The organism is Neobacillus drentensis, assembly GCF_036965425.1.
Classification (GTDB): Bacteria; Bacillota; Bacilli; order Bacillales; family Cytobacillaceae; genus Neobacillus; species Neobacillus drentensis_F.
In genome coordinates this window covers 108,725-120,468 of the sequence record NZ_JBALPP010000023.1, presented here as the reverse complement: position 1 = coordinate 120,468, position 11,744 = coordinate 108,725, and the positions used below count along the sequence as shown (strand labels likewise).

Sequence of the window (11,744 nt, the reverse complement as noted above, 5' to 3'; positions counted from 1 at the left end):
AATCTATAAATAGTATTCTAGTACAAGTTATTACTTTCGTCTAGTATATTATTTTATTTATTTAAACATTTCTGAAATTATTGATTTATCTGTAATTTTGGTAGCGTTTTCATTCGGAAATGCTATATAGAAGTTATCTCAGTAAGGGATTTCCATTTTTTCAAAAAACACCAAGCCTATTTCTAATATAATAGTTTCATTATGTAACGTTATGGATTCCAGAAAGTTTTTATTATTGCATAACATAGAAAGCCCGCTGAGTTAGATTGAGCGGGCTTTCTACCTTAAATTATTGGAAACTCCAGTATCCATCCAGTTTTTTAAAAAAGCGACTCTGATTCGTTCCAAGGAGGTTTACCAAAAATGGTGTTTCCCCTTTTTCTTTTAACACCTTTTCTACATAACCTTCTCCTATAGGCGTACAGAACAACAGATTTGTTCCAGACAATTCTATTTTTCTGCATCTGGCATTTAATTCTTGGTCAATAAACTCGGCACCAGGCTGAAGGTCCAACATCCGCCCCCACATTTTCATCGTTTGTTCTAAATCCCGGACGGCAAAACCGACGTCCGCAAATTTTGGCCGTCCCAAGCTATGATTTCCGATTAAACCTTGCTTCTCTAATTCGGACATTCTCTGTTCATCCGACTTTTCCCATTGAATAAAAAAGGGAAGAGCAAGCTCATTGCCGGTGATTTCCGGGAACAGCAGTGACCATTTAATGATTTCACCATCTGCCCGAGCTCTTTCCCCTGGGATTGGACCATAAACTGAAAACCCATCCGCTTTCAGCTTTATTGCTAATTTCTCAATGCTATCGGTACGAATAGCAATTCTGGCAGGACCCTCCCCGCTTGCTTTTGGCAGTTGTTCGACGATATGGGTAATCAACCTGTTTTCATCATGTTTTTTAGCAATCGATTCATTTTCAATCCCTAAAAACTCGATATAGCTTAAGCCAAAATAGCTAAGCGTATTATAGGTACCCCATTTTTCATGCCGTCCGCCATTCGCCACGTGAATTCCCATTTGTTTAAGAATAGGAATCGCTTCTTCAGGCTTCTTAGAAAACCAGACTAGATGATCAAAAGAAAATTTCATTGCTTATTGCACCTTCTTTATTTTTCTAATTCAAATTGATAGCAGGTTACACCCTCAACCTGTTTAAACCCTTCCTGAATATATAAGGCCTGTGCCCTCTCATTTTCTCCGTTGACGGAAAGGATGGTTCTTTTATAGGAGTTTTCTTTAGCAAATTGAAGGGATGCTCTTAATAGCTGTCTTCCCAAGCCCTTGCCTTGGTATTCCGGCAGAATAGCCAGCGGGCCGATATTCATAATGGGGGCATCCTCGTATTCGTCTGCCGCTCCCCTTACAACACCGACAGGCTTTGATTGATGAAACAGGATTTTCATTCCGCCGTCAAGGTAATCGCTGCTTGAAACCATCTTGGCCACCATCTCCGGTGTGACAGGTGTTTCATTTCCTTTCAATGTTGCGAAACCGGCATTTCGTACTTCACACCAAATTTCTTCATCGTTACCTGGTATAAAGTTTCGAATAAAATAATCTTCTGGCAAGCGGACTTCAGATACGTCTAAGTCCTCTCGAACCAGCAGAAAAGCATACCGCTCTACATTAAAATTCAGCTTCTCCATCATCTCCGCTAATGGCTTATTGGCCAATGGGATAAAAATAAACACCTTGTCTAATCCGCCAGTATGTTTTATCAGTGATTCTAGCAGCTGATCGTAGAGTTTTCGATCATCGATTTCTGAATGAAAAATACGAAAACGCGCCCTTTTGCCTCTTCGATTGTACTCATCCATAATCAGTGAGGCTGCGGCTTGGATCTCCCCTTGTTGATTGGTCGCAATGTATGTAGGATTTTCGGAATCAGGCTCAAACTTTTTTAAATGCTCATCATATAAAAAGGAATCATCAACTTCTTTTCTATGCCTCTTACAGTATTCAACGAAATCCTGAACTCTGGCACTTTGCAAGGCTTCTATTTTCATTTGACCCTCACCCCTTTTATCGTTAAGCCATCACCATTTTACCACGAATTAATTTTATTCAAAACATTGAAAATTGCAAATAAAGATGGAGCGTGAATACACGCTCCATTCAATTAGGAGACTTTAAGCTGAAATATAAAGGAAGCATAATCATGTTTAATCAATGGAAGTCTGATGCCGATTTTCATTAGTTCATCACCATAGTATTCGTTCAAGCCTTCGTCTATTCTGTACTTCATCGACGGATGAAGTCCGCACAGTTTAAGACGCATAAAGGGCGGATTCGGTTCTGCCAGTGTTTTATAGTAAAAAACAACAGCCTTTTCCTTATTTGGTGCCACATACATCCATGCTGTATCCATTCCCTCGAATGGACTTAACAACCTGAACAGGTCGCCAAAGCAAACGAGATCTTTGATTTGATGATAGAGGTTGATTTGCTCAGTAACGACCTGTTTATCGGGGCTGCTAAGCTTATCTATATTTAATTCAAAGCCAAAATTGGCAGCCATGGCCACATGGCATCTCATTGTTAATGGAGTTACTCTGCCTACCTGGTGGTTCGGGACATCGGAAACATGGGCCCCCATTGTAATCGCTGGGTAGACGATGCTTGTTCCATATTGAATTTTTAACCTTTCGACAGCATCGGTATCATCACTCGTCCAGGTTTGCGGCATGTAATAGAGCATGCCCGGATCAAAGCGTCCGCCGCCGCCGGAGCAGCTTTCAAATAAAATATGTGGAAAACGCGTTGTCAATGTTTCTAGTATCCGATACAGCCCAAGCATATAGCGGTGGGCTGTTTCCTGCTGTCTTTCAGGTGGTAGTCCAGCTGAGCCCACTTCGGTCATGTTTCGGTTCATGTCCCATTTCACATAGGAAATACGGGCACTGGTGAAGATGCTGGTGAGTGTTTCAATTATATAATCGCATACATCGGCCCTGCTTAAATCTAAGATTAGCTGATTTCTTGAAAGTGTTCGGTTCCGTCCTGGCACATGTAGACACCAATCGGGGTGTTTCCGATATAAATCACTATCAGGCGAAACCATTTCCGGCTCTACCCATAGACCGAATTTCATTCCCTTTTTTATGACATAATCAGCAAGTCCAGCTAAACCATTAGGCAGTTTTTTCTGATACACCTGCCAATCGCCGAGCGAAGTCTTATCATTATCACGATGCCCAAACCAGCCGTCATCGAGGACAAACAGTTCGATTCCAAGTTCTTTTCCGGCATCAGCAATTTCCTTTAATTTTTTTTCGTTAAATTGAAAATAGGTAGCCTCCCAGTTGTTGATGAGAACCGGGCGTGTTTTATCGCAGTAAACGCCGCGGCATACTCTTGTGCGCATTAATTTATGACAGGTTCGCGACATTCCGCCAAGGCCCTCTGAAGAATAAACCATTATTGCTTCTGGTGTTTGGAAGGCTTCTCCTTGGTTTAACCGCCACTGAAAATTAAAGGGGTTAATGCCGATGGAGAGTCTTGTGGTTTGAAAAGGGTCTACTTCAATGGAGGCTTGGAAATTCCCGCTGTAAACCAGGCTGGAGCCATAAACTTCCCCCTGCTCCTCGTCGGCGTTTTTGGAAAGTAGGGCAATAAAAGGGTTATGCTGGTGGCTACTCGCCCCTCTTGACGAGGAAATGGATTGAATTCCATGGATTAATGACTTTCGCTCGATATGACGCTCGCGTCCCCATGTTCCATATAGATGGAGCCAGTCCCAATCAGATTGATGGAAATCGACTGACATACTCATACATTTCAGAATTTCAACTTTCTGGGTGCCATGATGTTCAAACGAAACCGATCTCGTGATTACATTAAGGTCGCGGTAAATCGAATAATGGAGATTCATCCCCACTCCTAGCATGGAATCTACCAAGGTGATAATTAGCGTTTCCGCCTCAGACTCATTTTCGATATATGCTTGCGGCAGTCCCTTTAGTCTCGGTTTCCCCTGAATGATCTCATGTGAATCATAGACAAATTCCGTAACAGTAGAACCATCTGCTGTACGGAGCTGGTATGCTGGTGTCCTGAAATCTCCGTTACCAGACGCTGGATATTCCTGTGGCAGGGTGTCGAGTGAAAATGCCGGTTTACCTGGTTCTGTTGTTGGTGAAAATGCCCTGCCTTTATATTGAAGGATGGAAGATGGCTGCAGCACCTGTACCCGCTTCCCCCAGTATAGATGTGCCGGATACTTTCCATGAACAATTTGAATGAGATAGCTTATCTTGTTATTGTATAAATGGAAGATTCCTTCCTTTTCATTCCAAGTGATTGGCAATCGGCTCTTTCCCTCCTATTGTTTATTTATATTTAAAACAATGTAATATTATCTGTTTATGTTACCTGCTTTTTGTATATGCTATGTTCGATATGAATTTGGAGGTGTTTTTATGTCAGAATTAGAGCCAGTGGAATATGAAACAGGAACTGCCGTGCGCGATTATGACATTATTGAGGTTACCCAAACGGCAATGGGTTATGAAGTGCTGCTGGATATTAACTTAGACAGTGGTTATTCATTAACCGGCACAAAGTTGGAAATTACGCATGAGGATTTACAGGGATATGAGACGAATGAAGTAGAGGAAGGCATTAAATATGCGCTAGGGTTTTTTGGGCATTTATCTCATTAAAAAAAATGTAATCAAACGTTTGATTAGTTTTTAACGCAATGGTGCAAATCCTTGTGGGACATGGACTCAAGTCGGCTTAATTAAACGTTTGATTAGTTTTTGAAGAAATGCCGCTAACTCTTGCGGCATAAGGATTCATGTCCATTTAATCAATTGTTTGATTAGCTAAAAACAAACATTGAATAACAGAAGGATCTAGTTCATTTACCCAAAATGAAAATTATTGCTCTCTTGGGCAATGAAATACCCGTTCAAAATTATCGCTCTCTAGGGTAAAGAAAAGCCCGTTCATTTACCCAAAAACGGAAATTATCGCTCTCTTGGACAATGAAATCGCGGTTCATTTACCCAAGTAAGAAAATAATTGTCCGCACAGTAAATGAAAAACCAATCCTATCAGCTTAAAAATGTAATCAAACGTTTGATTAGTTTTTCTATAAACAAAAAACCCTTGTGTATCAAGGGCTCAAGTCTATTTAATCAAACGTTTGATTAGTTCTTAAAGTTCAATTGTATAGTGTTGGTCATTGACCTGACCATTTGAGAAAACCCGTTCAGTGTACTTTATTTCTTTATCTGACATTAGCATAACGGTAGAGCTTCGAGTTCCATACTGCTCGCTTTTGATAAATAAAGGAGAGAGCATTCTTTCCAGATCTAATGGAACACCTGTGTTTGGTAGAAGTTCATCAGAGGACGCTTCGGAATATTGGAGAAGCGCAAAGAGATTTTCAACCATATCCTCCCGATTTCCACCGATAATTTTGGATAAGCCATCCTTACCTATCTTAACTTTAGGCCACTCGGTATCTAGTAAATGATTACTGACACCATAAATACCTGGTTTTAGCTTTTGCAGCTCCTGCCCAATATTTGAATAATAATAGAGCTCATTAGCACCTCCTGCTAGTAAGTTATAGCCGGGATACTGGGCATTGTTTTCTGCAAGCTTTGCCATATAGTTCGCTAGAACACCATCGTATTTGAGAGCATCTGCTACCAATTCACCTCGAGATTGTTTTCCCTCAGTTAACTCTTTGGGGTTGCGATAATTGGTTAAAGCAGCGAAACGACCTAGGTCGGTAACTCCCATCCACGTTCCCATCTTTTCTAAATCCCTTCCGGCAAGAATTTCCGGACTATCCTCCCAAAAATGAGCTGGTGCAGTAGGCCGATTATAAAACTCATCTCGATTTGCCGCCACAATCAACTTATATTCCGGATGAATATTATAAGCAAACAAAATTAAACACATTAACAACCACAGCCTTTATGTCAATTTTACAAAAAAACTTATTTTACCAGCGGCAGCTTGATTTGAACTAGAGTTCCTTCATTTTCCTTGCTAGTGTAGGTGATGGTGCCGTTGTGCTGTTTGATAATTTTGTGGCAGATCATGACGCCGAGGCCTGTTCCTTTTTCTTTTAGGCTATAAAATGGTTCGCCTAATCTTGGAAGCAGATCTTCAGGAATTCCGCATCCTTGGTCCTGAACAGAAATAACACAATCTCCTTCTGCCCCCTTTGAAAGACTGATGTGAATATCACCGCCATCTTTCATGGCTTCCATCGCATTTTTAAGGATGTTTAGAATCACCTGCTTTAATTGATTTTTCTCACCGGTAATAAAATAAGAGGATTCTTCGGACTTAAGCTGAAATTGAATGCCGTACATTAAAGCCTCCGGAGCCATCAACTCAAGAGTATTTTCAATTAAATCCCGTACATTTATCCGATTAAGCTGGACCGCTTGCGGCTTTCCTAATGATAACAGCTCAGTTGTAATTGATTCAATCCGTTCTAGTTCACTTAATAACAATTCATTAAAATCAAAGGTCTGAATCCCGCTTTTATAAAGCTGAACAAACCCTTTTATCGTTGTTAGTGGATTTCTGATTTCATGGGCCACTCCGGCCGCTAACTCTCCAACAATAGATAACTTTTCAGACTGTAGAAGAATTTCTTCCGATTTTTTTCGTTCAGAGATGTCCCGGCTAATGATCACAATATGCTCAATGGTTTGTCTATCACCTTCTACTGGCATACACCGAGACTCAAATTCGATCCAATTTCCTTCTCTATGCCGGAGACGGAATTCCATCGAGTACGACTCTTTATTGTCAAACATCCTATTTAAAGCAGTTTTAAACAAGCAGACATCATCCGGGTGGATAAACTTACATAATTCAACCTTTTCCAGTTCAGCACTTTGATAACCTAACACTACCTCATGAGAAGGCGAAAAATAACTAATGCTATGATCTTGGTTCATCACCATAATCAGGTCTGATGTGTTCTCAGCAATCAGCCGATATTTGGATTCACTCGTCGCAAGCGTCATCTCCATATGCTTTTTCTCTGAGATGATTCTATACAGCTTCATATAGGACTCGATTAATAGTCCCCCAAGGATAACTCCCAGCATCACAAACAACATATAAGTAATATGAAAGGATGGTTTATCTCTAAATACATTAAAAATGAATGGCACCGTAATGACATATATGGCCACATACGAACCAAATAGTATAATACATTTTTTCACTGGTGTTAAATGTTTAAACAAGAAATGTACAATTAAAAAAACAATCAAAATGAATAGCCAGCCACTAATGGCAGGTGACCAATGGCCACTGGAAAACAACCTTGCCGCCAGGGCACACGTCCCTGCAAATGCTCCAGCCACTGGCCCTAGGTAGGCGAAGGTTAAAATAACCGATGCATATCGTATATCATAAGAATACCCTTGCTGTTGAAACGATAACATAACAAGAATAATTGATACCGATCCGGCATATAAACCGCCCCAAAGGCGTACCTGCTTGATCAGCTTGTCATTAAAGATTGACTGAATCACTAATGGAGCGCTTACCAGTAGTGAAAAAATTGAGAGATTACTAATATAGTCTAATAGAATCAACAGACTCCCACCCATACTTCGTTGAATTCATCGTATTTTCTTTAATGATAAACTAGTGATTTAACGATTTCCATACTATATTTACAGCATTTATCTGGTAACTTCTAAATGCCAAAAAAAGGAGCACTATCCTCTTCTGGATGTGCCCTTTTTCCTTATGCGGATTCCTTCACTGCGAAGACCTGTTTTAGTTGTTTTCTAGCCCGGTAAAGCCGGGTCTTCACAGTTGCAGCCTTCAAATCTAGCAGGCTGGCAATTTCAATTTCCTTTAAACCATATGCCACTTTAAGAATAAGCACCTCTTGGAATTCTTTAGATAGGTGCTCTATCGAACGGCCTAAGTCCTCTTGGAAAAGGCGGATGCCAACTGCTTCCTCTGTGTTTATCCCGTTATGATCATGTCCCATCATAAGTTCTATATCAGCGATGTCAACAGGTATCCGTTTGTTTCTTTTTTCTGACCTTAGAAAGTCGATGGCCGTCCTGGCAGTGATGGCAGACAACCAAGCACCTAATTTTCCAGTATCTTCTATTGTATCTATTTTTTTAAAGGCTTTTATAAATGATTCCTGGACGATATCTTCCGCCCAAAGCCAGTCTTTTGTATATTTATAGGCAAGACCTTGCAGGCGCTTCGCATACATTGAATACACTTGATTAAAATCGATGGAGCTCAAACTGCTGCCTCCCCTATTTAAATTGTTCTTTAATGAAATCCGGAGCATGCTTTTCATCAAAAAACATGACCTCAAAATAATCGCCAAAATGATAATAAAAGACAGCCATGTATTCGTGATTAGAGTTGGGGCTGGCGTTATCTAACATTTTTTGAATTTGTTCCTTATCGTTTATATCTAATTTATCCGTGCTTTTTTCCACTTCATTTTTTATATTTTCAAGCTCTGCCGTTACGGACGTATCCCTTTTGGCAACGAGGACATGAGTGATATCATCAGCCGTTACCATCGTTCCTTTTAATAATTCCTTTTGTTTCAGCCATTCAGTAAAATGATGATAAGTAGGCTTAATTTCAAAATTTAAATAGTGGTCGCTGCCTACATATACCTCCACCATGGAGCCTTTTCCTTCAAAATATAGGCTGTCTTCATAGGATTCCGCCAGTACATCTTGTCTTAATGCCGTAATCGCTGCTTTAATATCGTCTGGATTCGATAAGGTTACACCTTTTGTAATCGGTCCATTTCCTCCAATAGTGAGCTTCTTAATTTTATTTTCCTTTAATTTAAAAACCTCTTTATTCGTCAGCTTATATTCCTTCGATTCATAAATAGGCTTGAAAAATTCCTCATAAAGCCGCTCATTTATGGTATATCCCCTAGTTAAATAGCTGCCATCTTTCATTTCATAGCGAAAAAAGAAATTTACTGATCGATCGTCTTGCCTTTGCTGATTGATTTTTTTATCTGCAACAATCTGCTTATGAAGCTTCCGAACTGCCTCAATGTTGGCTTTTTCCTTCATTGGCAACGGAGAATAGAACTCTGAATAAACATCATCATCAGCCATATAATAGCCGAAATTATTAGATAGAATAACGTTTTTAATTTCAGCCTCTTCCGGTATTTTATTTTCATAGATTCCAAGAATTTGAACACCTATCCCGACAACGGCAATGATTGCTAAATAGATGATTAGCCCTTTTACACGGCTGAAAACCCTCCAGGTTTTTTGCAAGATCATTTCAGCGGCAAAATAGCCAAGTACAGCCCCAATGGCATAACCAAAGATCGTCCAGTTATTACTGTTAAAGGAAACTGCATGAAAGTACGAACCCCCAAGCAGCATCATGCAAAACGTAACCCCATATTTAAAAACTGAACGTAATTTTGGGAAAGCAATCGCTTCTGAAGCTCTTTCTAGGTATCTTTTTTTATAAAGAAGCAGCGCGAGTCCATACAGGACTATTATTAAAATGATGTAGAGCACCCCATCGTTCCAATGAAACGTTTTGCTGTCAAGGACAGCCGCATACGCAAGTGGGGATAATTTTTCTAACTGCCTACTAATGAAATAGTCGCTAGGAAATCCATAGAGTAATATTTTCAAATTATAAAACATCAATAATGTTATCCCCACTGGAAAAAAGAGAAACACATACGATAAGACGGCCTGAACGGTTGACATTCCTGTCATCATCGCGATAAACACAGCTGCTGTGTATAAAAGCAGGGTAATTACAGTTGTCGTGCCGGCCCAGTAAAAAATATCCTTTACACTAAACAGGCTGCTTAGGTCTAGGGTGTTATGCATAAGAAGGATAATAAAAGTGACGGCGGCGACAGGTATGATTAAAAATAGCATCCCTGTCAGAACATAATGATGAAAAATCCTGTCTCTTTTTAGCGGGAGGCTGTGCATAAGGTCAGCAGCCTGTTTTGCATGCAAAAAGCGGAGCAGGAACACAGCCAGGATGATTGGCACAACCGCAATAATTCCAATTTGAAATTCAAAATTATAGCGAAAGAGATTGTCTGTATCTTGGTAAACCCTTTCTGTCTCATCGGAGTAAATCATTAATAGTTGAATGGGAAGGATAAAGAGCAAGCCAAGGAAGTAGACAACCGAAACCCAGCCTGTACTTCGCCCAATTTGCAGCATTATTTCTCTATTAAACCATGACATTTTTGATGGCATACCCGATATCCCCCATTTCGTAAATAAAGATCTCCTCGAGCGTAAGAGGAAGCAAGTCAAAAAGGACAGGTTTTGTCTGACGAATTTGTTTTGTGATGGCTGCTTCTTCGCCTCTGACAATGAAAAGGTAGACGCTTCCTCGCCTCTCTATATGAAGCGGATTGAGATTTAGAAGCAGTTTGTCTGGAGGAGTACCGTCTTTATAGGCCACCTGTATTTTATGAATATCTGCTTTCAGGTCGTCCAGTTCTTTTTCTATTAAGAGTGTTCCTTTATGGATAATTCCGATATAGTCACATATGTCTTCTATCTCGCGAAGATTATGTGATGATATGAGAATCGTCATTTCTCTTTCGGCGACATCATGAATTAATAGATTCTTGACCTTTTTCCTTACTACCGGATCGAGGCCATCCAGCGGCTCATCCAGTATGAGAATTTCGGGATTGGCGGAAAGGGCAAGAATGAAAGCAATCTGTCTCTGCCAGCCTTTTGAAAAAGTGTGGATTTTTTGGTTTAGATTCACTTCAAATTGCTCAGCAAGTCTTTGAAAACGGTCCTCTTCCCAGCTTGGGTAACAGCTTTTATAAAACCGTGCCATTTGCTTTGTTGTATATTGTGAGAAAAAATAGGGCTGATCTGGTATGTAAAAGATCTTTTGCTTTATGCCGATATTTTCATAGACCGGTTCAGTATTAATGGTCACTTCTCCGAAATCCTGGAGGTAGATCCCTGCAAGAAGCTTAATTAATGTTGTCTTGCCGGCCCCATTTGACCCGATCAGACCGTAAATCGAGCCTTTTTGGATGGATAAGTTGACCTTTTCCAGGGCGGTAAAACGATCAAATTTTTTGCTAACCTCTCTCATTTCAATCATTGCTTTCCCCTCCCCCTTTTGATGCGTCCAGCTCTTCGATTAATTTGATAAGTTGACTTGCCGGGATTCCAAGATATAAAGCTTCGATGACTAGTTTTTCAAGTTCCTTTTTTACGGTATCTATTTTCTCTAAGTCTTTTATCTGATTGTTTGGATTAACGAAGCTTCCTTTGCCTTTAATAGAGTAAATAAATCCTTGGGTTTCAAGCTCCCGATAAGCCTTTTGGATGGTATTCGGGTTAATGGTAAGCTCTGTTGCTAATGTTCTAACTGATGGCAGCTGTTCATCCGGCTTGATTACCTCATTCATAATTAGCTCCTTCATTTTATCCACCAACTGTTCATAAATAGGTTTTCGGCTCCTCATGTCCAGTTCAAACATAACGGGAGGCCCCCAATCTGTACTAAGTGTACTATCATTCGTAATACAGTTTGATTATATTCCATCTGTTACCAAAAGAAAAGGGTTTTTTAATTGTGATTTTTTTTATTTTAGGGACTGGAATTAGTCGAATGATCACTTAAAGGGATTCTATGTGACTTAAAGCAGGTCTTCGGGGGAGATTCGGTCATGCAGGGAGGTTCTATGTTACCTAAAACAAGGTCGAGGTGCATTTTC

10 protein-coding genes are annotated in these 11,744 nt (G+C 40.1%); 1 reads left to right on the top strand and 9 read right to left on the bottom strand.

What is annotated here, in order from left to right:
* Nucleotides 1–289: 289 nt before the first annotated feature.
* From V7161_RS07195 to V7161_RS07185, 3 genes are all read right to left on the bottom strand, one after another.
* The gene (locus V7161_RS07195) at nt 290–1,102 is read right to left on the bottom strand and encodes a VOC family protein (RefSeq protein ID WP_335443533.1); all 813 of its coding nucleotides are present in this window, start codon (nt 1,100–1,102) and stop codon (nt 290–292) included.
* Nucleotides 1,103–1,119: 17 nt separating this feature from the next.
* On the bottom strand, nt 1,120–2,019 hold the full coding sequence (locus V7161_RS07190; protein ID WP_335443531.1) for a GNAT family N-acetyltransferase: 900 nt from the start codon (nt 2,017–2,019) through the stop codon (nt 1,120–1,122).
* A 113-nt stretch (nt 2,020–2,132) separates the two neighbouring features.
* A complete protein-coding gene (locus tag V7161_RS07185) occupies nt 2,133–4,319 on the bottom strand; it encodes an alpha-galactosidase (RefSeq protein WP_335443529.1) in 2,187 nt (728 codons plus the stop codon).
* Nucleotides 4,320–4,431: 112 nt separating this feature from the next.
* Between V7161_RS07185 and V7161_RS07180 the strand changes: the two genes are divergently transcribed.
* Nucleotides 4,432–4,674: a hypothetical protein gene (locus V7161_RS07180; RefSeq protein WP_223594356.1), complete on the top strand. Its 243-nt coding sequence runs from the start codon at nt 4,432–4,434 to the stop codon at nt 4,672–4,674.
* A 499-nt stretch (nt 4,675–5,173) separates the two neighbouring features.
* On the opposite strand, the gene V7161_RS07175 is transcribed toward V7161_RS07180, so the two are convergent.
* The 6 genes from V7161_RS07175 to V7161_RS07150 all read right to left on the bottom strand — a co-directional run bounded on the left by V7161_RS07175 (nt 5,174) and on the right by V7161_RS07150 (nt 11,507).
* Complete coding sequence (locus tag V7161_RS07175; protein ID WP_335443527.1) at nt 5,174–5,929, bottom strand: NRDE family protein; 756 nt, start codon at nt 5,927–5,929, stop codon at nt 5,174–5,176.
* A gap of 38 nt (nt 5,930–5,967) precedes the next feature.
* Nucleotides 5,968–7,593: an ATP-binding protein gene (locus tag V7161_RS07170; RefSeq protein WP_335443525.1), complete on the bottom strand. Its 1,626-nt coding sequence runs from the start codon at nt 7,591–7,593 to the stop codon at nt 5,968–5,970.
* A 155-nt stretch (nt 7,594–7,748) separates the two neighbouring features.
* The gene (locus V7161_RS07165) at nt 7,749–8,270 is read right to left on the bottom strand and encodes an RNA polymerase sigma factor (protein ID WP_335443522.1); all 522 of its coding nucleotides are present in this window, start codon (nt 8,268–8,270) and stop codon (nt 7,749–7,751) included.
* Between the two features lie 13 nt (nt 8,271–8,283).
* Nucleotides 8,284–10,248 carry a multidrug ABC transporter permease gene (locus tag V7161_RS07160; protein WP_335443520.1) on the bottom strand — a complete coding sequence of 655 codons (1,965 nt, stop codon included), beginning with the start codon at nt 10,246–10,248 and terminating at the stop codon, nt 8,284–8,286.
* On the bottom strand, nt 10,223–11,125 hold the full coding sequence (locus tag V7161_RS07155) for an ABC transporter ATP-binding protein (protein WP_335443519.1): 903 nt from the start codon (nt 11,123–11,125) through the stop codon (nt 10,223–10,225). The genes V7161_RS07160 and V7161_RS07155 overlap by 26 nt, the downstream gene beginning before the upstream one ends.
* Nucleotides 11,118–11,507 (bottom strand): GntR family transcriptional regulator, encoded by a 390-nt coding sequence (locus V7161_RS07150; protein ID WP_335443517.1) that lies wholly within the window; start codon nt 11,505–11,507, stop codon nt 11,118–11,120. The genes V7161_RS07155 and V7161_RS07150 overlap by 8 nt, the downstream gene beginning before the upstream one ends.
* Between the last annotated feature and the right edge of the window lie 237 nt (nt 11,508–11,744).